This is a genomic window from Caproicibacter sp. BJN0012 (assembly GCF_035986805.1).
Lineage (GTDB): Bacteria > Bacillota > Clostridia > Oscillospirales > Acutalibacteraceae > Caproicibacter.
This window is the reverse complement of the sequence record NZ_CP142518.1, coordinates 1383588-1407495: the sequence shown is the minus strand read 5'-3', so window position 1 is coordinate 1407495 and position 23908 is coordinate 1383588. Positions and strand designations below refer to the sequence as shown.

The following is a 23908-nucleotide window of genomic DNA, read 5'->3' as shown; positions in this document are numbered from 1 at the left end:
ATCAGGCGCCCCCGGCCGGGTGATTCTCCTCCGCCGTCGCTCCGCCCGCTTTTTGGGGCAGGCGGTCCGCAAGCTCCAGAATGCGGCGCAGCCTGTGGTTGACTCCGGACCGGCTGAGCGGCGGATTCAGGCTCCGCCCAAGCTCCCGCAGGGACAGGTCCGGATTCCGGTAGCGCAGAAGGGCCAGGTCCCGCAGCTCTTCCGGCAGCGCCGACATGCCGCCGCAGGCGAAGATCTTCTCCAAAGCCATCATCTGGCTGGCGGCGGCAGACGCGGTTTTCGAAAGATTCGCGGCCTCGAAATTCGTCTTTCGGTTCACGTCGTTGCGGACTTCCTTCAGCATGCGGACCTGGATCAGCTCCATCGCGGCCCCTCCGGCTCCGAGAAAGGTCAGCAGGTCGGCGACATGTTCGCCGCCCTTCAGATAAACGACAAGCGAGCCCTTCCGGCTAATCACGCCGGGGGTCGCGTCCAGTTCGAAAATATCCTTTAAAAACGCCGTGAGGTCCCGGGCAAGATTCCGATAGGGCACCACAAATTCCAGCCGGTAGTCCCTGGAAGGGTCGGTCACCGTGCCGCAGGAGAGGAACACCCCGCGGAGAAAAGCGGAGCGGCAGCAGTCGTTTTCCAGATTGGCAAGGTTGATCCGAAGATTGATTTCGCGGCCCGTGTGGCCGAATTGATGAAGCACCTGCTCAATCTGATTTTCCCCCGGCACCGAAACCGTATAGGAGCTCCGCCTGTCCCCGCGCCGCGGGGAAGAAACGGATATGTCCGCACAGACGCCGGCTGTGCGGGCGACAAGTTCCGCCGCCCGTTCGGCCGTTTCCCTGCTTTCCGTCGTCAGCGAGACGGAAAGCGGAGAAAAGCTTCTGCCGAACAGCAGGATCCCGTAGCTTTCCGCCTTTTGGCAGCAATCCGCCGCCTCAATGCGGCAAAGCTCTCTTTTTGTCTCCGAAGAAAAAGACATGGCTTTCTTCAAACCTCACTGTTTCTGAATATCCCTGTGGTTGACGCTTGTCCGCAGATTCTGCTGCAGCAGGTGATTGTACAGAAGCTCCGTGAGCGTGACGGAGCGGTGATGCCCGCCGGTGCAGCCGACGGCGATGACAAGCTGGCTTTTGCCCTCGCCGCAGTAGAGCGGGATCATGTAGTCGATCAGGTCCAGAAACCGGCGGACAAAGCCTTTGGTCTGGTCCCATTTCATCACGTAACTGCGCACCGGCTCGTCCAGACCCGTCAGATTTTTCAGTTCCTCCACATAATACGGGTTGGGAAGGCACCGCACGTCGAAAACAAGGTCCGCCTCCGCCGGAACGCCGTATTTGAATCCGAACGAGATACAATGGATCATCAGGGCATCGGAAGCGTCCCCCAGGAACAGCCCGGAAATCCGCTTTTTCAGCTGCGCCGGGGAAAGCAGCGAGGTATCGATGACATAATCGGCGCGCTCTTTCACGGGGCGAAGCACGTCGCGTTCCAGCCGGACCGCCTGCTCCAGCGAACCGAGGCAGTTGTCCGCCAGCGGGTGCTTGCGCCTCGTCTCTTTAAAGCGATTGACCAGAACGTAATCGTTCGCATCCAAGAACAGCAGCTTATATTCCTTGCTGTCCGATTTCATCTGATCCAGCGTTTCCAGCAGGCTGGAGAACATGTCTCCGCCCCGGATATCCGTCACGACCGCCACGTGCGACAGGGATCCTTTCGCCTGCCGGGAAAGCTCGTAAAAGGTCGGGATCAGCTTTGGGGGAATATTGTCCGCGCAGTAGAAACCGATGTCCTCCAGCGCGTCCATCGCGCGGGATTTCCCAGCCCCGGACAGTCCGGTCACGATCAAAAATTCCATAGAATCCTCCGGGATGTCATCCAATCTGTTTCACTTCGCATTCCAGCCGGACTCCGGTTTCCCGAAATACGGTTTCCTGAATGATCCCAATCAGCCGCAGCACGTCGCCGCAGGTGGCGCCCCCCGCGTTGACGATGAAGCCGGCGTGCTTTTCGCTGACCATCGCCCCTCCGACGCGCCGGCCTTTCAGGCCGCACTGCTCGATCAGGGTGCCCGCATAGTGTCCGGGCGGCCGCTTGAATATGCTGCCGGCGCTGGGCATTTCAAGCGGCTGTTTGGATTTTCTCCGCTGGTACAGCTCCTGCATCTCGGAGGAAATCCGCTCCGGATCACCCGGCCTCAGCCTCAGGCGGACGGACGTGATGATACAGCCATTGCCCGTATAGGCGCTTTGGCGATAGCCAAAGCAAAGGTCTTCTCCCTTTAAAATTCCCGCCGTTCCCTGCGGGGAAACATGGCTGCACGCGCTGATCGCCTCCGACACGGAATGCTCATAGGCACCGGCGTTCATAAAGGCGGCTCCGCCCACAGAGCCCGGGATTCCCCAGGCAAACTCCATCCCGCTCAGGGAATGGCGCTGCGCAAATTTGCACAGCCCGCCCAGCGAGACCCCGGCCCCGCACTCCAGTTCATGTCCCTCGCACGGTTCAATCTTCTGGAATCCACTTCCGAGGGAAACGACGGCTCCCCGGATTCCGGCGTCGCTGACAAGCAGATTGGAGCCGTTTCCGAGCGGAAAGAGGCCTATCTCCAGTTCCCGCGCCTTCCGGCAGACTTCACGAAGCGCCTGCCTGTCGTTCACGACAAGGAACAGGTCCGCCGGGCCGCCGATCCGGAAGGTCGTATGACGGCTCATCGGCTCGTCCCGATAGGTTTCGCATTCCAGTTTTCTCGCCGACTGTTCCAGTTCTTCCAAAAGATTCAATGGCTTGCCCTCCGTCCCTTTCAATCGGAATTTGAAAACGCGCCGGTGTATTGCTTTAAATAGGCGGAAAAGCGCTGTACGCTTGAATTTACAACCAGTTCCTCCGGAAAATCGATCTCCTCCAACAATTGCAAAGACCGTTCGAAACATCCGACCTGGGATGAAAAATGCGCGTCGGAATTGACAATGATCGGCACGCCGTGTTTTTTGCAGAGCCTCATAATCCGCGTACAGTTTGGAATCGACTCGGTTCTGCCTGTGAAGGAGGCCTCGTTCAGCTCCACCAGCTTCCCGTTTTGCGCGAATACCGGAAGAACTCTTTCATAGTCGTAGCGGTACAGTTCAGAGCCGCTGTGGCCGATGACTCGGACCAGAGGATTCTCCGCAATTGCCAGCCAGGCTTTCGTCACTTTCTCCTCGGTCGGGGCCTTGTCCCGCATCGTCACCTCATGAATGGAGGCAACGACCCAGTCCAGGCAGGACGCGTCCTCCCGGGTGAGGTCCGTCCGGCCCTCAAAATCGATCACATTCGTCTCTTCTCCCCGGAGGACAAGAACATTCTCCAGCCTCCTGGGAACCGCTTTCAGATTATGAAAATACCACCGTCCCGGCGCACCGGGCATATCCGGTCCGTGATCGGTGACCGCAATTGCAAACAGCCCCCGGCCGGCCGCCGCGTGAACCATTTCCGTCAGCGTGCAGTAAGCATGTGTGGAAGCGATGGTATGGGTGTGGGTATCCGCAATCAGGTTCATGGTATTTTGCCTTTCTACAAATCGAGATCCAGCTTTTTTTCCGTTTCCTGCATGGCCGAAAGGTCCATCCCCAAATTGGAGAGCAGCTCTTCCGCAGCGTTGTAACCCATCTTTTTCTGGCGGTTGTTCATGGCCGCGACCTCGATGATGATCGCCAGGTTTCTGCCCGGCTTGACGGGGATCGTCAGGACAGGCACCTTGATTCCCAGGATCTCGGTATATTCGCTGTCAATTCCCATCCGGTCGTAGATCTTCTGATTGTCCCAAAGCTCAAGGTTGATGACCATGTCGATTTTTTCCGACACCTTGACGGCCCCCATGCCGAAAATCCTTCTCGCGTTGATAATACCTATGCCCCTGAGCTCGATAAAATGCTTGATGTTGTCCGGCGCTTCGCCGACCAGCGATTTTGCGGAAACACGCTTGATCGTCACGGCGTCGTCGGCAATCAGCCGGTGTCCGCGCTTGATCAGCTCGATCGCGGTCTCGCTTTTGCCCACCCCGCTGTCGCCGACGAGCAGGATCCCTTCGCCGTAAACCTCAACCAGAACTCCATGCCGGGTGATGCGCGGCGCCAGTTCCACATTCATGAAGGAAACGAGCGCGGCCACCAGGCTCGAGGTTGTCTCCGGCGTGCTGAGCAGAGGCACGCCGTTTTCTTTGGTAGCCTCCAAAAGCTCCGGCACCGGCTTCAGGTTTCGGGCGATGATCGCCGCCGGCGGTTTTTGAGAAAACATCGCCCCAAGCACGATTTCTCTTTTTTGCGCGGAGATTGAATCCAGGAAGGCCGACTCCGCATTGCCGAAAATCACGATCCGGCTGGTGTCGTAATAATCATAAAAGCCGTTCAGTTCCAAACCGGGCCTGTTGACATCCATGGAGGAAATCTGGATCTCGTCCGGTTCGCATGGCATGCTGATGACATTCAGGGACAGCTCTTTCATAACTCTTGAGAGCGGCACGGTGTATTTTGCAGACATGCTACTACCTGCTTTCCAGTTTGTTTAGGATTATTATAGCTCAAAAGCGGAAAACTTTAAAGCAATTCGCGAAAAAACAGCCGGCGCGCTTTCAGCGCGCCGGCTTATCCGACTTCTAACGTTTTCTTTTCTTTCCTCTGGGTTTAGGGTTCTGCTTGGTTTTGGGAGACTGTTTGGGTTTGCCCGGCTGCGCGGAAGCTCCGGACTTTCCTTCCGGATTTTCATTGGGGACCTGTGCCGCGGGCACCGGCTCGGAAGCCTTCGGCCCCGCCGGCCCTGCCGCCAGTCTGGCAGCTTTTGATCTCACTTTGCGCTGTTCCCACATGACATAAAGCGGCCCGGCGATGCAGATGGAGGAATAGGCCCCGCTCACCACGCCGATCATCATCGGCAGGGCAAACGTGGTGACGCTGGTCAGATGATAGAAACTGGCGACTACAAACACCACCGCGACGGACATAAACGTGGTGGCCGCCGTGTAAACCGAGCGGGTAAAGGTCTGGTTGATGCTGGTGTCAACCAGCGTGCCGTAGCCCGCCTTCAGGCCGAGCAGCCTGCGGTTTTCACGGATTCGGTCATACACGACAATCGTATCGTTCAGCGAATAGCCCAAGATGGTCAGGACCACAGCGATAAAGTTGGCATCCAGGGCAATCCTGAAAATGACAAATGTGAAATAGACCATCGCCACGTCGTGCAGCAAAGCCACAATGGCGAAAACCGCAGCCGCCGTCCCGCCGATTTTGCGGAAACGGACCGCAATATAAAAATCCAGCAGAAGGAACGCGAGCAAAACCGCGACCAGGCATTTCAGGAAGAAGCTCCGGCCCATGGTTGGGTTCACCGAGTTCGATTCGACAATCTGGAAGTTCGCGTTCGGATATTCCTTGTTCAGGGCTGTCTGAATTGCCTTTTGATTGTCGACCGTCAGAGAATCCGTGCCAGCAAACGTAAGGGTCACATTATTCAGCGTCTGGTCGCCGGAAGCGGACTTAATATCCTGACTGATCCCCGTGGAAACGCTGCGGTTCACCGTTTTTTCAACGACGCCCGTGACCGTCGACGCGTCGATACTTCCGGAATAGGAGTACTTGATCATGGCGCCGCCCTTAAAATTGATGTCCAGCTTGACGCCGAAAATAATGTTGAAGAGGAGGCCGATTGCCATAATGCCAAGGGAAATCGCAAAGAAAATCTTTCGATTTTCATAAAATTTAATTTGAAAAGTTCTCATTCCTTCGGCCCTCCATACAACCATTTACTCCGGGCAAAACCAAATCCGGAAAGGGATTTCGACATCATTCTCGTCGTAAACACGCCGAACACAAAGTTGGCAATGATGCCGATCAGCAGCGTGTAGCCGAAAGAGTAGATCGTGCCTGTGGTCGACACGCCGAAAATCATGGAAAGGATGTTGGTCGGGCCAAAGACCAGCATCAGAATGACCGCCACGATCGCCGTGGTGATGTTTCCGTCGAAGATCGCGGAGAAGCTGTTTTTATCGCCGCTCGCAATCGCCATCCCCAGCGTCTTGCCGGCCCAAAGCTCTTCCTTGATGCGCGTCGCCGTAATGATGTTCGCGTCGACGCCCATGCCGATGGAAAGGATGATGCCGGCGATGCCCGGCAGGGTCATGGTGAAGCTGTTGATAAACGGAAAATATCCGGAAACCGCAGCAAACATCAGCGCAACCTGCCCGAGCAGGGAGATCACCGCGACAAATCCCTGCAGGCGGAAAACGAAAACCATGAACAGGGCGATCAGCGCGAAAGCAATCACCAGCGCAAGCTCCATGGCATTCAGGGAGGACTTGCCAAGAGTCGGGTTGATGGTATTCAGGCCGGTTGTTGTCAGCTTGAACGGAAGCGCGCCCGCGTTGATCTTGTTGGCCAGAGAGGAGGCCTCCGCCGCGGTAAAGCCGTTGGGCGAATTGATGACGCAGTTGCCGTCCGGGATCTCTTCGTCAACCGTAGGCGCGGAGATTCTCACATCGTCCATCCAGATCGAAATCGTCTGGCCTTTCAGGCGTTTGGTCGCCTCGGCAAATTTCTCGGTCCCGCTGTCGCTCAGCTTCAGTGCGATCTGATAGGTGGACTGCCCGGTCGTGCTGTTCTGGGTCAGCTCCGGCTTGGCGCTCACCACATCGCTGCCCTGCAGGATGATGCTGGAAGCGGTCGTGCCCTTCGGCGTTTTATAGACAGGTTGTCCATCCGAGCCGGTTGTCTCGGTGGTATATTCCCCTCCTTCGCGGAAGGTTACAAGCGCGGTGGCGGAAAGCTCGTCGATGGCACTCTGCGGGTCAAAAGTCTTTTCGTCGCTTTTCCACGGAAAACGAACGATGATCCGGTCATGGTTATAATCGGTGTAAACCTCATAGTCGGTGATATTGTTGTTCACCAGCCTGAGCTTAATGATCGATTCCGCCGAATCCATTTGTTCTTTTGTTGCTTTTGTCTTTGTGGCCGGCGAGAATGTCGCCTCCACACCGCCGTTAATATCGATTCCCCATCTGATATCTCCGACCCCTTTAATATAGGTGGTCGTGTTATCCCCGTTTTTTCCCTTGATGCCAAAAATGGAAGTGTAGGTTAAAAGCAGGATGAGGAGGGCGACGATGAAAAACACCGGTTTTGGTACTCGCTTCATGCGTGAATCCTCCAATATGTTGGTTTTCCGCGAATTTCGCAGACGTACAACCCTAATTATATTGTTGTAACTCTAAAATGTCAATTGGTTTCGCGCCATATTCGAATGCCGTCCCGCATAAAAAAGCCGTCGCTGCCGACTCCGGAGTACGGAAGGAAGGCATTTCCTTCCGGGACGTTTCCGAAAGTGCTGTACCCGGAATACACGGTCTTCAAATCCGGCGGAACAAACGGGGCGCGGACGTCTTCAGCCGCCCGCGACCGGGCGGCTGAATTTTGCTTATTTACAAGCTGTCCGAAATTCGGTATACTCCTGATATGTCCCACAATCATAGGCTAATCATAGGCTGAAGGAACGGAGCGATCTTTTTGAAGGAACATCATCAGCGCGGGCACGGACGGAAAAAATGGCCTCGATTCATCATTTTGGCTTTTGCTCTGGCCGCCGGCTGTACCAGCTATTTTACTTTCTGCCGTATTCATACGAAAACAGCGAACGTTCCCCGTGAAAAAAGTGCCGCGGTTACGGCGTCCAAACCGGCATCGGCAAGCGAAAGCCAAAAACCCGCGAATCCCGGCCGGACCCTTATCAGCGTGCCTCATCTCAGTCAGGAAGGAGTCCTGCCCACCGGGTGCGAACTGGTCAGCGCCATGATGCTTCTGAATTACTATGGATGCAGTACCACGGCGGACGAAATCATAAAGCGCACGCCGAAATCCTCCCTTCTCAGCGACGGCAACGCCGTATACGGCATGAGCCCGAACCAGGCGTTTATCGGCGATCCGCGGTCCGGGGACGGCTTAGGCTGTTACGCTCCGGTTCTCACAGCCGTCGTCGACTCCTATTTTTGGGAAGGCGGAAAAAAAGAAGCCGCCAATTTGACCGGAACGGATCTGGACGCACTGGCGCGGGATTATATTGCAAAGGGATCGCCCGTCCTGATCTGGGCTACCGTGGATATGGGAGAGCCCGGCATTGGAAAAAGCTGGACCCTTGCGGATACCGGCGGGAATTTTCAATGGATCGCGGGGGAACACTGCCTTTTAATGGTCGGCTTCGACTCGGAAAAATACTATTTCAACGACCCCCTTGATTCCGGCGGCGCGGTGAGCTATCGCAAGTCTTTGGTGGAAGACCGATACCGCGCTCTGGGAAAACAGGCGGTCACGGTCCGTTCCGTTTCCCGCACCTCAACCTGAGTTTCGGAATTTTTCACGCTTATTAGCCTTGCGGTTTGGAAAATATTGATATAAAATAAGGACAGTTATCGGTTTTAGGGAGGATCAGAAAATTTGAACAAGACAGATATTGCCGAAATATATCAAAAGGCGGAGACGCTGAAAGGGAAATCCGTAACGGTGCGGGGCTGGGTCCGCACGATCCGCGATTCCAAGACTCTCGGATTTATCGACCTGAACGACGGCAGCGGATTCAAAGGCATTCAAATCGTCTTTGAAGACGGAAAAGTTAATAATTACAAAGACGTCGCCAAGCTGAACGTAGGAACCGCGATTTCCGTAACGGGAACCGTGGCACTTACTCCCCAGGCGAAACAGCCCTTGGAAATCCACGCGGCGGAAGTGAGGGTGGAGGGCGCTTCCACCCCCGACTATCCGCTTCAGAAAAAGAGGCACTCCCTCGAGTACCTTCGCACCGTGGCCCATCTCCGCCCGCGCACCAACACGTTCAGCGCCGCGTTCCGGATCCGCTCGGCGGCGGCTTACGCGATCCACCGCTTTTTTCAGGAGCGCGGCTTTCTGTATGTGAATACGCCGCTGATCACCGGCAGCGACGCGGAAGGCGCCGGCGAAATGTTCACCGTAACGTCCTTTGACCTGGACCGTCTGCCGTTGAGCGAAGCGGGAAAAGTGGATTTTTCCCAGGACTTTTTCGGCGGTCACACGTCCCTGACGGTCTCCGGCCAGTTGGAGGCGGAATGCATGGCAATGGCCTTCGGCAAGGTCTACACGTTCGGCCCGACGTTCCGCGCGGAGCGGTCCAACACGCAGCGTCATGCGGCAGAATTCTGGATGATCGAGCCGGAGATTGCTTTCGCCGACCTGGACGACGACATGGAGCTGGCGCAGGACATGATCCGCGATGTGATCCGCTCCGTCATGGAGCGCTGCCCCGATGATCTCGCCTTCTGCGGGCAGTTCATCGACAAGGGCCTGATCGACCGGCTGAATCACGTGGCGAATTCCGATTTTGCGCGCGTCACCTACACCGATGCGGTCGAAATCCTGAAAAAGGAAAACAGCCGCTTTGAATACCCTGTGGAATGGGGGACTGACCTTCAGACGGAGCACGAGCGCTTCCTGACCGAGCAGGTCTTTCAAAAGCCGCTGTTTGTAACGGATTACCCAAAAGAAATCAAGGCGTTCTACATGCGCCGGAACGACGACGGAAAAACCGTGGCTGCCGTTGATCTTCTCGTGCCCGGCATCGGCGAAATCATCGGCGGAAGCCAGCGCGAAGAGCGGCTGGACCTTCTGGAGCAGCGGATGAAGGAAACCGGCATGAACGAAGACGCCTATCGCTGGTACCTCGACCTCCGGCGCTACGGCGGCGCAAAGCATGCCGGCTACGGCCTCGGCTTTGAGCGCCTCGTTATGTATCTGACCGGCATTTCCAATATCCGCGACGTGATTCCGTTCCCGCGCACAACGGGCTCGGCTGAATTTTAAGGAAAACGGATCAACTTTTTAGGAGGTATGCCACCATGATGTGGAATGATAATCTGAAAATCGGCGTTTCTCTGATCGACAGCGAGCACAAAGAGCTCTGTGACCGGATCGACAGGCTTCTGGCCGCCTGCAGCCAGGGGCGCGGCAAGGATGAGCTGGTCGGCACGATTGAATTTCTTGAAAGCTATACCATCAAGCATTTCAGCGACGAAGAAAAGCTTCAGCGTGCCAGCGCATATCCCAAGGTGGCGGAGCACAAAAAGCTGCATGAGTTCTTTACCGGCAAAATTGCGGAACTGAAAAACGATGTGCAGAATAACGGCGCCAATATCGCCACGATCTCCAAAACCAACTACTTTTTAATGGACTGGCTGCTGAACCACATTCAAAAAGTGGATTCTGAGCTGGCCCAATACATAAAGCAATAATATAGAAAGACTCCGGTTCGGATGGAAAAACCGCTCCGGCAAAATGCAGGAGCGATAATTTTACTTGCAATATTTACTGTCACATACTAAAATAAAGGATGTTTCGAATCGATATTCTGCATTTTATTGAAGGAGATGCGCATTTTGGACTTTTTGTCAATGCCGAAACAGGAGTTGGAACACACTTACGCGGAACTGTTGGAACGCTACCGACGCTTTCAGGAACAAAAGCTCAATCTGAATATGGCCCGCGGCAAACCCAGCGGGGACCAGTTGGAATTGTCCTCGGAAATGCTCGATCTTGTCAGTTCTTCCTCGGCATTGTACTCTGAAAGCGGGGAAGACTGCCGAAACTACGGCGTTCCGCTCGGCCTGACCGAAATGCGCCGTCTGATGGCCGATCTGATGGAAGTGCCGGCGGATCATGTCATCATCGGCGGGAATTCCAGCCTCAACATGATGTTTGATGCGGTCGCCTGCGGAATGACGCACGGTTTTTCCGGCTGTGCGCCTTGGGGCCGTCAGAAGAATGTGAAATTCCTGTGTCCGTCGCCCGGGTACGACAGACACTTCGCGATAACGGAATACTTTGGCTTTGATCTTATCATCGTTCCGATGACGCCGGATGGCCCCGATATGGATGCCGTGGAAAAACTGGTCCAGGACCCTTCCGTGAAAGGGATCTGGTGCGTGCCGAAGTACCAGAATCCGACCGGCATCACTTTTTCGGACGAAACCGTGCGCCGTTTCGCGGGGCTGAAGCCGGCGGCAAAGGACTTCCGGATTTTCTGGGATAACGCCTACTGCGTCCACGACCTGACGGAAACGCCAGACAGCCTGCTGAATCTCTGGAAGGAATGCGAACGGCGCGGAAATCCCAACCTCGCGTTCTTCTTCTCTTCCACGAGCAAAATCACTTATCCCGGCGCCGGCATTGCCGCCATGGCGGCCGGCAGTTCCGATTTTGAAGCGTTGAAAAAGCGCTATTCCTACCAGACGATCAGCGCGGATAAATTGAACCAGCTCCGCCACGCACGGTTTTTGAAAGACCTTGACGGGGTCCGCGCCCATATGGCCCGCCACCGCGCACTGCTGGCGCCCAAGTTCAAGACGGTGCTGAATAAGCTGGAAACAGAGCTCGCAGGAAAAGGCGTGGCGTCCTGGACGGAGCCAAACGGCGGATATTTCATCAGTGTGGACGTTCTGGAAGGCTGCGCAAAGCGGGTCGTTGCGCTCTGCGCCGAGGCCGGAGTAAAGCTGACCGGCGCGGGGGCAACCTATCCGTACGGCAGGGATCCAAGGGACAGCAATATCCGCGTCGCGCCCACCTTTCCCCCCGTTGAGGAGCTGAGACAGGCGATCGATCTATTCTGCATCTGCGTTCAGTTGGCCGCGGCGGAAAAGCTGCTCAAAACCTGAAAACCTGTCCCATGGAGCCGAATCATTCCGCCGGAATGGAATAGCGGCAGGATAGGGCGGCAAACAGGGCTTTTCACATACTCCAATAGCGCGGGCATGGCGAATAAAAAGCCGCTCTCCCCTACCCGCCGTAGGAAAGAGCGGGAAAAGCGAAAATTCCCGGTAGGAATCCTCCAAAAGCATTGTAGCATATCAGGCCAATATGTCAACAAAATGGAGGAAGAAAAATGAGAAAAATGAGAATTCTGTCATTAGCGATCACTTTGGCAGTCGCTTTTACAGGGGTTCCGGTGTTTGCCGCTTCTGCTCCCTACGTAGAAAGTGATACTACAACGTCTTTTACCCGCACGCAGGGAGAAACCTATCAGGTGAAGTTTACCGTTCACGGCACCCACGCAAACCCGAATATTGTGGCCGGGGACGGAACCGTCCTGCAAACGCTGAACACAGTTAAATCGAAAGATTCCAACGGAAACGATGTTTACTATTTCAAAGTAAAAGCGATCGGCAATGTTGGAACTACATCCGCAATTTACACAACGCTGCCGGGGCAGTCTGCAACACGACATTTTGTTATTACTGTTGTAAAAAAATATCCAGAAGGGATGTACAAAGTAGGATCCGACATTCCTGCCGGTGAATATGTTATGATTTCAAATAGTAAATCTATTGATTTTGGATATTTCCAAGTTGCGAAGGATTCGTCAGGAACATTGGACTCTATCGTTGCAAATGACAATTTTGAAAATCGGAGTATTATAACTGTCAGCGATGGAGAATACATTACAGTACAATATGCAGACATATACGCGATCAATGATGCACCGGCAATCAGTCAAACGGCGGGAAAAATATCTTCCGGAATGTATAAAGTTGGGAAAGACCTGAAAGCGGGCGAATATAAAGTCCATGCGACTGACAGCTCCGCTTATGTTGAAGTTTCAAGCGATAGTTCTCATTTGTTAACATCCATAATTTCCAACGATAATTTTTCAGGAGATAAATATATCTCGGTGGAAAACGGGCAGTATATTAAAATCCAAAATGCAGAAATTAGTCTAAGCTGAAAATAAAATACCCGCCCCTCCCCGGCTGGGTATCCGGGAAAAGCGGCTCACCATCAGCAGGGCTGACAGTACGTTGAACACGCAATTACCGTTTCAGCCCGGAATAATCCATATCCCGCGTATTTTTGCCGGTTGCCGGCGCGTCGGCGCCGGAAAGCGGGCATAAGAACCCAAATACGAATTCCCGATAAAATAAAAATCCCGGAAGCCGCATTACTGCTGACTTTCGGGATTTTATTATTCCTCAGCTTCTTCCGCGAAGAGGTCGCAACTTGGACCGTGCGGCACTGGGCCGCGTCCCGCCATCAAAAAAGGCACCCTCTCGCGAGGGTGCCTTTTTTGATGGCGGAGAGGACGTGACTCGAACACGCAACACCTTGCGGTGCACCACATTTCCAATGTGGCTCCTTACCAATTAGAATACCTCTCCAACTGGCGCATCGGACGGATCCATTCCCGACCGACTTAACTATTATATCGGACCTTATCTGAAAAATCAAGCCTTTTCCATATAAAATTCGGATTTTTGTCACCGACTCCAAAGACATCCGCCGTATCTTTGCCGAAAACACCTTTCTCACTGCAAATCCAGATGTTTCAGGGCGGGCAGCGTGATTTTTAAAAGCGCGGACGTTGCCGATCCGGCGATTACAGCCGAAAAAAGCAGAACGGGGAAATACGTCCAGAGCAGAAGATTGGTGTATAACAGGGATATCGCGGCAATCTGTCCGGTGTTATGGAAAACTGCCCCGACAATGCTGACCATCAGATAAGAAATCTTTTCCCTGAAAATCAGCATGCATAGAATCATCGCAGCAATGGACAGAACCCCGCCGCACAAACTTAAAAACGCGGCAACCGCTCCCCGGGTCAAAAAAACAAACAGGGATTTCAAAATTGCCAAAGTGAAAGCGTCTTTTTTCTTCAGAAAAAAGAGAGAGTACATCACAACGATATTTGAAAGTCCGAACTTGATCCCGGGAGCCGGCATGGGAATCGGGACCTGGTACTCGACTACGGTCAAAACCAGCGCCGCCGCGAACAGCAGTGCCGTAATAACCATTCTTCTGATTTCAACAGAACTCATCCAGCGATCTTTTCGGGGGCTGGTCCGCCGTTTTCCCTGATGCAGCATATCCACACCCTAACCGATGACCATATCCGGGCCATCCGTCTTTCCGCCGTCCCTCGCCACGATCTTCAGCACGATCCGGTTCGGCAGGCAGGCTGCGCTCTGACCGACAGTTTTCAGCCTGCCGGATTTAATGCAGATTTTATCCGGACAGTTGGATTCCTCAAAGCAAATGCTCCCGTCGCCATACTGGTGGAATATCACATGCTTGTTTTGTGGAATCGAAAATCTCCGGTCAATCCCCTTTGTCAGGTCAACGGTTTCAACCAGCTCCGATTCATAATAAATCTCGGCAACCGCAGCCTTCGAGCCATACTCTTTCTGGTAAAACAGCCATCCCGACGAACAGACGACCAATAGAACCAAAAGAATGATAAAGTCCGTCTTTTTTATAAACTTCATAATGTCTCCACACAGATTACAGAAAGCCCTTCCCCGATGCGTTTTCAAAGGCCGCCACACAGGAATTCTCAATCGTCGGCCTGAAAGGCTCCCGGTAAGAGTACGGCAAATATATGACAACAGTCAAGAAATGCCCATACCATATTCACCAAACAGATAATTATTATAGGATTTGTGAAAACAAAAGTCAAGGATGGTCAATGCGCTTTTCAAGAAAGGGCGCATTGCGAATGTATATGCGCCGGACGTGAAATCCGGTGGAAATATCGCAATAAATGTCCGTGAAACGCTGGCTTTTTTGCCGTGAAATGGTAGAATAGAAGCAGTCTGCGAAAATTTTTGACCCTGCAGCGGATCATTTGGAAAAAGCGGCAGGAAAAATCCGGCGGCTGAATGAAGCAGGACGATGCGCCATCGTTAGAGCACGCACTGCCAGAGGCCGGACAGCCGCCGGGTTCAATGTGAAAAGGAGAGACTTTGGTTATGGAATACAGGACGGAACACGATTCGATGGGAGAAATACAGGTTCCCGCGGACCGTCTGTGGGGAGCCCAGACGCAGCGGAGCTTCCAGAACTTCCGGATCGGGACGGAGCGGATGCCGGACGAGATCATCCGCGCGTTCGGGATCCTGAAAAAAGCGGCGGCGCTTGCCAACCGCCAGCTTGGCAAGCTGGACGGCGAGCGGTGCGATTTGATCTGCCGGGTCTGCGACCGGATCGCCGCGGGAGAGCTGAGCGAAGAATTCCCGCTGGTCGTCTGGCAGACCGGCAGCGGCACGCAGTCGAACATGAATGTCAACGAAGTCATTGCAAACTGCGGAAATCAAATGGCGGGCAAAAGGCTGCTTCACCCCAACGACCATGTAAACATGTCGCAGAGCTCCAACGACACCTTCCCGACCGCCATGCACATCGCGGCGGCGCTCGCCATAGAGGACCGGCTGATTCCGGAGATCCATGCGCTGACCGCGGAATTCCGGCGGCTGGAGCGGGAAAACGAGGGGGTCGCCACGACGGGGAGAACTCACCTGCAGGACGCGACGCCGATCCGGTTCTCGCAGGAAATCAGCGGATGGCGCGGCATGATGGAAAAATCTCTCTCGATGATCGAAGCCGCCCTCCCGCAGGTGAAGGAGCTGGCCCTGGGCGGCACGGCGGTCGGGACCGGCCTGAACGCGCCCGAGGGCTTCGCCGAAGAGGTTGCCCGGCAGGTCAGCGGCCTGACCGGAAAAGAATTCGTCACGGCGGAAAACAAGTTCCACTCGCTGACGGCCAAAGACGAGCTCGTCTTTGCTCACGGGGCATTGAAGGCGCTCGCGGCCGACCTGATGAAAATCGCCAATGACGTGCGCTGGCTGGCGAGCGGGCCCCGCTGCGGGCTCGGCGAAATCTCGATTCCCGCGAATGAGCCGGGAAGCTCCATCATGCCCGGCAAGGTCAACCCGACGCAGTGCGAGGCGGTGACGATGGTCGCGGTCCAGGTCATGGCCAACGACGCGGCGGTCGCCATGGCAGCCTCCCAGGGCAATTTCCAGCTCAACGTGTTCATGCCGGTGTGCATCTACAATTTTCTGCAGTCGGTGCGCCTGCTCGGCGACTGCATCCGCTCCTTCCGCAAAAACTGCGTCTGCGGCATCGCTGCGAACAAAGAAAAAATGAGGTACAATCTCACTCATTCTCTCATGCTGGCGACCGCGCTGAACCCCTATATCGGCTACGACAACGCGGCGAAAACGGTGAAGAAAGCATTCCAGGAAAATCTGTCGCTAAAGGAAGCGGCCGTCTCGCTGGGATTCATCACCGCAGAAAAGTTTGACGAAGTCTTTCATCCCGAAGATATGACCTGAAAGGAATTAAAACAATGAACATATACGACGAATCCTTAAAAGCGCACGAAAAATGGAATGGAAAGATCGAGGTGATGTCCCGCTGCCCGATCCGGACGCGGGAGGACCTCTCCCTCGCCTATACGCCGGGAGTGGCGGAGCCGTGCCGGGAAATTGCGAAGGACTACGGCAGATCGTGGGATCTGACGCGCAGGGGAAACCTGATCGCCGTCGTTACGGACGGCTCGGCGGTGCTCGGGCTGGGAAACATCGGCCCAGCCGCGGCGATGCCGGTCATGGAGGGAAAATGCGCCCTGTTCAAGGAGTTCGGGGACGTGGACGCCTTCCCGATCTGCGTCGACACGCAGGACACGGACAAGCTGGTCGATACCATTCACCTGATCTCCAAGAGCTTCGGCGGGATCAATCTGGAGGATATCGCCGCTCCCCGGTGCTTTGAGGTGGAAAAAAGGCTGAAACAGCTCTGCGATATTCCGGTCTTCCACGACGACCAGCACGGCACCGCCATTGTCGTCGCCGCCGCCCTGATCAACGCCTTCAAGGTGACCGGCAAGAAAATGGGTGAAGCAAAGATCGTCATCAACGGCGCCGGTGCCGCCGGCATCGCGATCGGCAGCCTTCTGCTGGACATGGGATTCGGCAATGTCATTCTGTGCGACCTTCACGGGGCCATCTGCAAAGGGGACGGAGAACTGACCCCCGCGCAGGAGAGAATTTCCCTGAGAAGCAACGTCGGCAAAGAGCACGGGTCACTTTCCGACGTTCTGCGCGGCGCGGACGTCTTCATCGGGGTCTCCCGCCCCGATCTGGTCACGGCGGAGATGGTTTCAACCATGAACAAACCGATCGTCTTCGCCCTGGCGAACCCCACGCCGGAGATCATGCCGGACGAAGCCAAAAAGGGCGGTGCCCTCGTCATCGGCACCGGCCGTTCCGACTTCCCGAATCAGATCAACAACGTCCTCGTTTTCCCCGGCATCTTCAAGGGCGCGCTGGAAGCCCGCGCGGCGGAAATCACGGAGTCCATGAAACACTGCGCCGCGAAGGCGATTGCGGGCCTGATCCCCGAGGACAAGCTCGGTCCGGAATACATTATCCCTTCCGCCTTTGACAAAACCGTCGCGGATGCCGTTGCGGATGCCGTCGTGCGGGAGTGGTCAGCCCGGCGGTAAAAAAAGATGAATTGCCGCTTGGGCCCGAATCATCCAAAAGCCCCGTCGCGGATAATCTGCGGCAGGGCTTTTCATCGGAAGGAAGAAACACTCAGCTCCCGAAATGAAACAGCACCCCGATGACGGCGGAAATGCCGATAAATACCACCGGATGCCATTTGATTTTCTTCATTGCAAAGAACAGAGCGACAGCAAGTGCAAGAGCCCTCCAATTTACCAGATAAAGCGGATTCCCGGTCTGCGAAAACCGATCCACCGTCAGAATGGCAATGACGACAACACCCATGCCAGCCGCGGCGATCAGACCGGTGGATGCCGGACGCAGCCCGTAAAAGGCATCCTGAACGTAATGATTCTGCTGAAAGCGTTTTAACATACGCGCAATGATAATGATGATGACGATAGACGGCGTGATCAATCCCAGCGTTGCGAGAACCGCCCCGGGAATCGAAGCGACTCGGAAACCCACATAGGTCGCCATGTTGATGCCGATCGCTCCTGGGGTGGATTCCGAAATTGCAAGCATGTTGGCAAGGTCAGCCTGGGTAAACCACCCCGTAGCGTTGCCGAGATCCGTCAGAAACGGCAGCGTCGCAAGGCCGCCTCCGATGGCAAAAAGGCCGACCTTTGCGAATTCAAAAAATAATCTGAGGTAAATCATGCGCGCCTTCCGCCTTTCATCAGAATACCCGCCGCTGCGGCAAGCACCACCCACAGAACCGGCGAAAGGTCTGTAAAAAAGGCGAGCAGGGCAATGCAGAAAAAGATGCCGAAGGTAAATTTATCCTTTATAGAGCTCTTGCCCAGCTTGATCACAGCATTCAGGATCAGGACACAAACGCAGACACGCACGGCGGCAAAAGCATCATTCACCACCTGCAGATCCGCGAAATTCTGCAGAAAAGCCGCGATCACTGTAATAATGATCAGAGCCGGAAAAACGAACCCCAGCGTTGCGACAATACCGCCGGCCACCCCTTTCCTTTTGTAGCCGATAAAGGTAGCAGTATTGATTGCAATAATCCCCGGCGTGCACTGCCCGATTGCGTAGTAGTCCGCCAGCTCGTTGTCCTCAGCCCACTTTTTATTCTCCACAATTTCCCTCTGCAGGATTGGAAGCATCGCATATCCGCCTCCGAACGTGAGAGCTCCAACTTTAGAAAAAGTAAAGAAAAGGTCAATAAATTCAGTCATCGGCAAAATCCTTTCCATGACATGAGACTGCTGGAATTTCATCCCAAGTCTCCGAGAAACCGGCATTTTTCAGTCTCTTTTTAATGACAATATGGCGGTATCGTATTTTTTCCATATTTTTCATCATTATATCATAGAAGTGTGGCAATATCTACGTCTGGCAATTTTTCCAGAGATTATCATCGGGGGAGAATTCTTAAATTCACCGCGCAGCGACGAAAGGCAACCGCATTGGACAAAAAATGAGGATATCGAAAAATATCCTCACTCAAAAGCCTTAATACATGAAAAAAGTTTAAAAATACAAGGGGAGAGACTGCCCTATGATCTCCGATCCTTGTCATATTTTACCGTTTTTGAATTTTTGATAAATTATCTTTCACAATCACAGCAAATAATAATTTACTTATTGAAAAAAGCGAATCTCAAAACAGACCCAGGCGGATAGAAAACCGTATGGGATGAAAAAACCACGGAATAAAGTAACCTTTCCGTTTAATAAAAAACAAACAAAACCAGTTTTTATAAAAAATCCATATTGTTTTGAAAAAAATTGTTTGACCTTTGGACACTTTCGCCATATAATAGATTTGGATTTCTGGACGGGAGAAATTCATACCTACACTAAAAGAGGGGGAGTGGAATGCCAAGTAAGAAAATTGAAGACATACCTGGTCTCAAAAAATGCTGTGAATCCCGGATCCGTGCAAGAAAGAGAAAACATCACCGAGGACGAGAATCATAAATCCCAAGACGTAAAAATGATTCAATTCATGGTCACACATTCCTTTCTTCAAGGAATCGTCCGCTGTTACAGGATGTGCAACGGCGCATCATCCCCGTTGTGATGCGCGGAGGCGGAAGCAGCCCGGCAGGCGGCAAAAGCAGTGAAAGAATCATGCCGGACGAAACATCCGCAACATTCATGGCAAATCTCTGCTGTTTATTACCTGATACACACTTGGAAAGGAGATTTAGCGCATTTTCCTTAAACGGTAAAGGGCAGTGAAAGGTTGAGGCAGAGATTCCATCATTTTAACCACGCCGGCTGGCTGAAAATTGTTCCAAAGGGGAAAAACAGCGCAATACGCGGCAGCTGATCCCCTCGGCAGGACGATTATAAACTGGCTGACGGCAAAAACGCGGCTATTACAGTCGACCATATTCAGATCTGTGCCCAAGCCGGAACACACCGCCAACGATGCTTAGGGTCTGAGGCAGAATTCCTGGACGGGCGCAAGTGTTTCCTTGCATATCGTCTGCGCCGCTTACATAGCGAATGCGATTCATTAATGAAAACCAAATGTCGGTGGCCGTCTTAACGAATGCAATTTTTAAGACCGCGCACCGCGCCGGCTGCAACTTTATGTTGGGTTCTGCATGGCTGAACCGGTTCGCACTGATATTCATTGTGTTTTTATATCGGCGTACCGTTCGGTTGAGACCCGCATCAGCGTGTCAAAAACATGACGGCGATGGGAATGCCGTGGAAATTCTGGCACGTCAGATTCACGAGGTAGAACACTGAAATGGACCGGCTGAGACGACCTTCTTTTTTCTCTGATACATTATAATTCATTCTCTAGCAACCATCATTCAAAAAGGCTGCGAAAGTGTCCAAGGCGCTTTTCAGCGAGTTTTACGCGTACGCTCGGGGACAAACCCATTCAGGGGGCTGGTTCTTGGAATCCGGCGCACATCTTGAAATCTGATGTGCCGTCTGATTGCGCACTCTGAAAAAAGCGGACTGCGGAAAACAGAAAGATGAAATACGCGCTTCCCAAACAATTGCAATGGCGAAGAATCGCAAGGGACAAGGGCATCGTCGCGTCCAAAACGGTCATCCCAGCGGCATTGCGGTCATCGTGAATCAAGGTTCGCACTGATAAAAATGAAAAAAGTATTGGGAGGAGAATGTCTATGTATGCACTGATAGCGTGTATTCCTATCGTGGTAGTGATTATTCTCATGGTGGCAATGAACTGGCCCGCAAAGCGCGCGCTTCCTCTCGCGTGGATTCTGGCCTGCATCTTTGCCCTGGCCATCTGGAAGATGAGCTTTCAGGGTGTCGCCGCCTATACGGTTGCCGGCTTCCTGAGCGCTCTTGAAGTCCTGTTCATCATCTTCGGCGCCATTCTGATCATGAACACCCTGAAGCACTCCGGAGCCATGTCGGCCATCAACCGCATGTTCAACGGGCTGACTCCCGACGCCCGCGTTCAGGCCGTCATCATCGGCTTCGTCTTCGGCGCGTTCATCGAGGGCGCCGCCGGATTCGGCACCCCGGCCGCCCTGGCCGGCCCGCTGCTGATCAGCGTCGGCTTCCCCCCGCTGGCGGCCGCCATTACGGCCCTGATCTATAACAGCACGCCTGTCAGCTACGGCGCTGTTGGAACCCCGACAAACACTGCTTTCAGCTGTGTGAAAGACGTTGTCGCTTCAAGGGGCGGGGACCCGGAGGCCTGGAAGATGGCTCTTTCCAAATGGACCGCGATTCCTCACGCCATCGGCGGTATGTTCATCATCTTCATCGGCGTGTGTATTCTGGTAAAGCTGTTTGGCAAGAACAAATCCTTCAAGGAAGCTTTGCCGGTTCTCCCGTTCTGCCTCTTCACCGGGGCTGAGTTCTGTATCATCTATGTGATCATTGCCACCTTTATCGGCCCGGAGCTGACTTCCCTCGTGGCTGCTATCATCACCCTGTTTACAATTCTGGCCATCACCAGAAAGGGCTTCCTGCAGCCGAAAAAAGTCTGGAGGTTCGCCGACCAGAGCGAATGGGATAAGAGCTGGCTCTCCACCGTCGAGATTCCTGAGACGAAAGTCAGCGACATGCCGCTGCTCAAAGCCTGGACCCCTTACCTTATCATCGCCCTCTGGCTGGTGCTCACCCGCATCCCCGCAATCGGCCTGAAGGCCGTCCTGAACAACGCGCCATTTATTCTTTCCATCAAGAACATCCTCGGCGTCAAAGACCTCAACTGGGATTTCAAATATTTATACAACCCGGGCATCGCCCCCTTTATTATCGTGGCACTGCTCACCATTGCTCTCCACGGCATGAAGGGCGACGAGGTCAAGAAAGCCTGGTCTGAATCCTTCACCCAGTGCAAAGGCGCGGCGATCGCCCTCTTCTTCGGCGTAGCGATGGTCTATGTGTTCCGCTATTCCAACGTCAACGCAAGCGGTTTGGATTCCATGCTCTTCCTCATGGCGAAGGGTCTTGCGGACATCGCCGGCAAAGCGTTTGTGGTTGTTTCTCCTCTGATCGGCGTTCTCGGTGCGTTCATGTCCGGTTCCAATACCGTTTCCAACACCCTGTTTGCTGGTCTGCAGTTTGAGACGGCCTCCATTCTGCTGATGCCCGAAGTGCTGATTGTGGCCCTGCAGAACATGGGCGGCGCCATCGGCAACATGATCTGCGTGAATAACGTGGTCGCTGCCTGCGCCACCACCGGAACCAACGGCAACGAAGGAAGAATCATCCGCACCAATATCTGGCCCTGCCTGATTTACTGCGCCATCGTCGTTATCATTGTCGGTGCCATGATTGCCTCCGGATTCAATCCTTATCCGCTCGCTGCGGCAAAATAACCCCGCAGGACGGAAATGAATTTTCAGGGAGCCTGGCTTTCCGCTGAAGCGGAAAGCCAGGCTTTTCTCTTTTCTTCAGACAATGTGAAACAGGTAGACGCCGGCATAGCTGACTACGGAAAGGAAAAGCAAAAATATAATGCAATATACAATGGCCTTGCGGATAATGGTGGCATCCTCTCCGACACAGCCGGTAGCTGCGGCAGCCATGGCAATGGACTGAGGGGAAATAATCTTGCCCACGGTGGCACCTGCTCCGTTTGCCGCGATGAGCCAGCTTTGGCTGATGCCAAGGGCAGAGCCGGTCTGGGCCTGAAGGCTGCTGAACAGAACGCACGCGGAGGTAACACTGCCCGTAATAAAAGTGCCGATTCCCCCGATGATGGGTGCGAAGAACGGGTACATGGGGCCGGTGATGGCAACCAATCCCAGTGCGATCGCGCTGATCATACCGCTGTAGCCCATGACCTTGGCAATGGCGATAATCGATACGATGGTGATAACGGCTTTGTACATCTGTTTAATGGAAGCAACAAACACGCTCCCAATATCGGAAAGCTTTGCACCTTGGACAAATCCGCCGATGATGCCCGCGATAATGATGATGACTCCGGGGGTGCCGATCCAAGTAAAGGTGTATAAGCTGTCTGCCTGACCGGTGTAAATATGTACGGGCGTTTTGATGGCAGCAATTGCCTTATTAATGGGCGGAAACAGATTAGAAGTGACAATCAGAAGCAGGAAAATCAGCAGGAAAGGGAACCAGGCCCGAAATATCTTTTTCCTGGAAAGTTCCTTCATCTTGGCCCGGGCATCTGAAACTCCGTCAAGGAAATACTCTGGATTGGTATCCTTATACATAAACTTGGCCATCAGAACAGTGACGATCAAGGAGCAGACGGCACCAAACAATGTAGGCAGTTCCGGGCCCACGGAGGCACCGATGATGTAAGAAGGAATGGCAAAGGCGATGCCGGATACAAGCGTGATGAGAAGCACGCCCTTGATTTTGCCGGATACCCGCACCATAAAGAGGGGGCAGACAACGGTCAGCACCGCAAGCTGCAGAGCGATGTAAGCGGCAAGCTGGGTAGCGGGGGCGTTTGTGAGGGAGGCGGCAGTGAGCACCGGGATTCCAATACAGCCGAACACTGCCACGGGCGCGTTGGAGATCAGGCAGATCAGGCAGGATTCAATCGGATGGAAGCCCAATCCGACCAGAATGGCGGCTGGGATCGCTACGGAAGTACCGAAGCCGGCCACGCCCTCCAGAAAGCCGCCGAAGCCCCAGGCAACGATAAGGACCTGGATGCGCCGGTCGGCGGAAATAGAGGACAGAGTCGTTTTTATGACTTCCATGCCCCCTGTCCTGACAGACAGGTTATATACAAAGATAGCCGCAATGACAATAATGCCAATGGGCCAAACGGCCATAGCCACGCCTTCCAGCGCGGCGGTAAAGGTATTCAGCAGGGACGTATGCCAACAAGCCATTGCGAGGATTGCGGAAATTGCAAGACCGATGGGACAACAGATATGGCCGGGTAACTTCAGAACGATAAAGCCTATGATAAGCCAGACAAGGGTAATAAGCGCAATCAGAAAATCGAATGTCATACTCTCTCCCCTTTTTATTGATTTAAACAGTGCCGGACTGGGACAAAGTATGCTTTTGCGGCATACAGAGCGAAAGATTTTCCGGCCGCGGTCCGGAAAATCGGCGCTGCGCCTCACCCGGCACTGTTTAACCAGTAACAGTTAAACCAGATGGAAAGAAATAAATATGGATTCATCGCGGGAATGCCGGGCACGA

21 protein-coding genes and 1 tRNA gene are annotated in these 23908 nt (G+C 53.9%); 9 read left to right on the top strand and 13 right to left on the bottom strand.

Annotated features, from left to right (window positions below):
- Window position 1: 1 nt before the first annotated feature.
- The 7 genes from whiA to VA597_RS06670 all read right to left on the bottom strand — a co-directional run bounded on the left by whiA (window position 2) and on the right by VA597_RS06670 (window position 7152).
- On the bottom strand, window positions 2-970 hold the full coding sequence (gene whiA / locus VA597_RS06700) for a DNA-binding protein WhiA (RefSeq protein WP_128742024.1): 969 nt from the start codon (window positions 968-970) through the stop codon (window positions 2-4).
- Window positions 971-985: 15 nt separating this feature from the next.
- Window positions 986-1846 carry an RNase adapter RapZ gene (rapZ, locus tag VA597_RS06695; RefSeq protein WP_128742023.1) on the bottom strand — a complete coding sequence of 287 codons (861 nt, stop codon included), beginning with the start codon at window positions 1844-1846 and terminating at the stop codon, window positions 986-988.
- A gap of 16 nt (window positions 1847-1862) precedes the next feature.
- Entirely contained in the window at window positions 1863-2771 is a 909-nt protein-coding gene (murB, locus tag VA597_RS06690; protein WP_128742022.1) for a UDP-N-acetylmuramate dehydrogenase, read from the bottom strand.
- A 20-nt stretch (window positions 2772-2791) separates the two neighbouring features.
- Window positions 2792-3526: a phosphatase gene (locus tag VA597_RS06685; RefSeq protein ID WP_128742021.1), complete on the bottom strand. Its 735-nt coding sequence runs from the start codon at window positions 3524-3526 to the stop codon at window positions 2792-2794.
- A gap of 14 nt (window positions 3527-3540) precedes the next feature.
- Window positions 3541-4506, bottom strand: a complete 966-nt coding sequence (gene hprK / locus VA597_RS06680; protein ID WP_128742020.1) for an HPr(Ser) kinase/phosphatase — start codon at window positions 4504-4506, stop codon at window positions 3541-3543.
- A 115-nt stretch (window positions 4507-4621) separates the two neighbouring features.
- Entirely contained in the window at window positions 4622-5740 is a 1119-nt protein-coding gene (secF, locus tag VA597_RS06675; protein WP_128742019.1) for a protein translocase subunit SecF, read from the bottom strand.
- On the bottom strand, window positions 5737-7152 hold the full coding sequence (locus tag VA597_RS06670; protein WP_128742018.1) for a preprotein translocase subunit SecD: 1416 nt from the start codon (window positions 7150-7152) through the stop codon (window positions 5737-5739). Before VA597_RS06670 ends, secF begins: the two co-directional genes overlap by 4 nt.
- Before the next feature lie 425 nt (window positions 7153-7577).
- Between VA597_RS06670 and VA597_RS06665 the strand changes: the two genes are divergently transcribed.
- The 5 genes from VA597_RS06665 (at window position 7578) to VA597_RS06645 (ending at window position 12753) form a co-directional block, all read left to right on the top strand.
- Entirely contained in the window at window positions 7578-8351 is a 774-nt protein-coding gene (locus VA597_RS06665; RefSeq protein WP_326975564.1) for a C39 family peptidase, read from the top strand.
- Window positions 8352-8444: 93 nt separating this feature from the next.
- Window positions 8445-9839, top strand: a complete 1395-nt coding sequence (asnS, locus tag VA597_RS06660; RefSeq protein WP_128742016.1) for an asparagine--tRNA ligase — start codon at window positions 8445-8447, stop codon at window positions 9837-9839.
- 35 nt (window positions 9840-9874) lie between these two features.
- Window positions 9875-10267, top strand: a complete 393-nt coding sequence (locus VA597_RS06655) for a bacteriohemerythrin (protein WP_128742015.1) — start codon at window positions 9875-9877, stop codon at window positions 10265-10267.
- A 141-nt stretch (window positions 10268-10408) separates the two neighbouring features.
- On the top strand, window positions 10409-11686 hold the full coding sequence (locus VA597_RS06650) for an aminotransferase class I/II-fold pyridoxal phosphate-dependent enzyme (protein WP_442861489.1): 1278 nt from the start codon (window positions 10409-10411) through the stop codon (window positions 11684-11686).
- A 227-nt stretch (window positions 11687-11913) separates the two neighbouring features.
- Entirely contained in the window at window positions 11914-12753 is an 840-nt protein-coding gene (locus tag VA597_RS06645) for a hypothetical protein (RefSeq protein ID WP_128742014.1), read from the top strand.
- 343 nt (window positions 12754-13096) lie between these two features.
- Here the strand turns inward: VA597_RS06645 and VA597_RS06640 are convergent.
- The 3 genes from VA597_RS06640 to VA597_RS06630 form a co-directional block, all read right to left on the bottom strand.
- Window positions 13097-13183 (bottom strand) — tRNA-Ser (locus tag VA597_RS06640).
- A gap of 147 nt (window positions 13184-13330) precedes the next feature.
- A complete protein-coding gene (locus tag VA597_RS06635) occupies window positions 13331-13840 on the bottom strand; it encodes a Gx transporter family protein (protein ID WP_128742013.1) in 510 nt (169 codons plus the stop codon).
- Between the two features lie 57 nt (window positions 13841-13897).
- Window positions 13898-14287: a NusG domain II-containing protein gene (locus VA597_RS06630; protein ID WP_128742012.1), complete on the bottom strand. Its 390-nt coding sequence runs from the start codon at window positions 14285-14287 to the stop codon at window positions 13898-13900.
- A 483-nt stretch (window positions 14288-14770) separates the two neighbouring features.
- Between VA597_RS06630 and fumC the strand changes: the two genes are divergently transcribed.
- Both fumC and VA597_RS06620 read left to right on the top strand, forming a co-directional pair.
- Complete coding sequence (fumC, locus tag VA597_RS06625) at window positions 14771-16135, top strand: class II fumarate hydratase (RefSeq protein ID WP_128742011.1); 1365 nt, start codon at window positions 14771-14773, stop codon at window positions 16133-16135.
- Window positions 16136-16149: 14 nt separating this feature from the next.
- Window positions 16150-17307: an NAD(P)-dependent malic enzyme gene (locus tag VA597_RS06620; RefSeq protein ID WP_128742010.1), complete on the top strand. Its 1158-nt coding sequence runs from the start codon at window positions 16150-16152 to the stop codon at window positions 17305-17307.
- 91 nt (window positions 17308-17398) lie between these two features.
- Here VA597_RS06620 and VA597_RS06615 read toward each other — a convergent pair whose 3' ends face one another.
- Both VA597_RS06615 and VA597_RS06610 read right to left on the bottom strand, forming a co-directional pair.
- Window positions 17399-17968 carry a chromate transporter gene (locus tag VA597_RS06615; protein WP_128742009.1) on the bottom strand — a complete coding sequence of 190 codons (570 nt, stop codon included), beginning with the start codon at window positions 17966-17968 and terminating at the stop codon, window positions 17399-17401.
- Window positions 17965-18501, bottom strand: a complete 537-nt coding sequence (locus VA597_RS06610; protein WP_128742008.1) for a chromate transporter — start codon at window positions 18499-18501, stop codon at window positions 17965-17967. The genes VA597_RS06615 and VA597_RS06610 overlap by 4 nt, the downstream gene beginning before the upstream one ends.
- A 91-nt stretch (window positions 18502-18592) precedes the next feature.
- On the opposite strand from VA597_RS06610, the gene VA597_RS06605 reads away from it, so the two are divergent.
- Together VA597_RS06605 and VA597_RS06600 are read left to right on the top strand one after the other, a co-directional pair.
- Window positions 18593-18949 carry a hypothetical protein gene (locus VA597_RS06605; protein WP_326975563.1) on the top strand — a complete coding sequence of 119 codons (357 nt, stop codon included), beginning with the start codon at window positions 18593-18595 and terminating at the stop codon, window positions 18947-18949.
- A gap of 1472 nt (window positions 18950-20421) precedes the next feature.
- Window positions 20422-22095 (top strand): L-lactate permease, encoded by a 1674-nt coding sequence (locus VA597_RS06600; RefSeq protein ID WP_128742007.1) that lies wholly within the window; start codon window positions 20422-20424, stop codon window positions 22093-22095.
- A 75-nt stretch (window positions 22096-22170) separates the two neighbouring features.
- Here the strand turns inward: VA597_RS06600 and VA597_RS06595 are convergent, their stop codons facing one another.
- Complete coding sequence (locus VA597_RS06595) at window positions 22171-23712, bottom strand: L-lactate permease (protein WP_128742006.1); 1542 nt, start codon at window positions 23710-23712, stop codon at window positions 22171-22173.
- Window positions 23713-23908 lie beyond the last annotated feature (196 nt).

Coding starts and splice junctions, on each gene's coding strand:
- whiA (WP_128742024.1), bottom strand. CDS start 970: ATGTCTTTTTCTTCGGAGACAAAAAGAGAGCTTTGCCGCATTGAGGCG.
- rapZ (WP_128742023.1), bottom strand. CDS start 1,846: ATGGAATTTTTGATCGTGACCGGACTGTCCGGGGCTGGGAAATCCCGC.
- VA597_RS06685 (WP_128742021.1), bottom strand. CDS start 3,526: ATGAACCTGATTGCGGATACCCACACCCATACCATCGCTTCCACACAT.
- hprK (WP_128742020.1), bottom strand. CDS start 4,506: ATGTCTGCAAAATACACCGTGCCGCTCTCAAGAGTTATGAAAGAGCTG.
- secF (WP_128742019.1), bottom strand. CDS start 5,740: ATGAGAACTTTTCAAATTAAATTTTATGAAAATCGAAAGATTTTCTTT.
- VA597_RS06670 (WP_128742018.1), bottom strand. CDS start 7,152: ATGAAGCGAGTACCAAAACCGGTGTTTTTCATCGTCGCCCTCCTCATC.
- VA597_RS06655 (WP_128742015.1), top strand. CDS start 9,875: ATGATGTGGAATGATAATCTGAAAATCGGCGTTTCTCTGATCGACAGC.
- VA597_RS06645 (WP_128742014.1), top strand. CDS start 11,914: ATGAGAAAAATGAGAATTCTGTCATTAGCGATCACTTTGGCAGTCGCT.
- VA597_RS06635 (WP_128742013.1), bottom strand. CDS start 13,840: ATGAGTTCTGTTGAAATCAGAAGAATGGTTATTACGGCACTGCTGTTC.
- VA597_RS06630 (WP_128742012.1), bottom strand. CDS start 14,287: ATGAAGTTTATAAAAAAGACGGACTTTATCATTCTTTTGGTTCTATTG.
- fumC (WP_128742011.1), top strand. CDS start 14,771: ATGGAATACAGGACGGAACACGATTCGATGGGAGAAATACAGGTTCCC.
- VA597_RS06620 (WP_128742010.1), top strand. CDS start 16,150: ATGAACATATACGACGAATCCTTAAAAGCGCACGAAAAATGGAATGGA.
- VA597_RS06615 (WP_128742009.1), bottom strand. CDS start 17,968: ATGATTTACCTCAGATTATTTTTTGAATTCGCAAAGGTCGGCCTTTTT.
- VA597_RS06610 (WP_128742008.1), bottom strand. CDS start 18,501: ATGACTGAATTTATTGACCTTTTCTTTACTTTTTCTAAAGTTGGAGCT.
- VA597_RS06605 (WP_326975563.1), top strand. CDS start 18,593: ATGGCGGTATCGTATTTTTTCCATATTTTTCATCATTATATCATAGAA.
- VA597_RS06600 (WP_128742007.1), top strand. CDS start 20,422: ATGTATGCACTGATAGCGTGTATTCCTATCGTGGTAGTGATTATTCTC.
- VA597_RS06595 (WP_128742006.1), bottom strand. CDS start 23,712: ATGACATTCGATTTTCTGATTGCGCTTATTACCCTTGTCTGGCTTATC.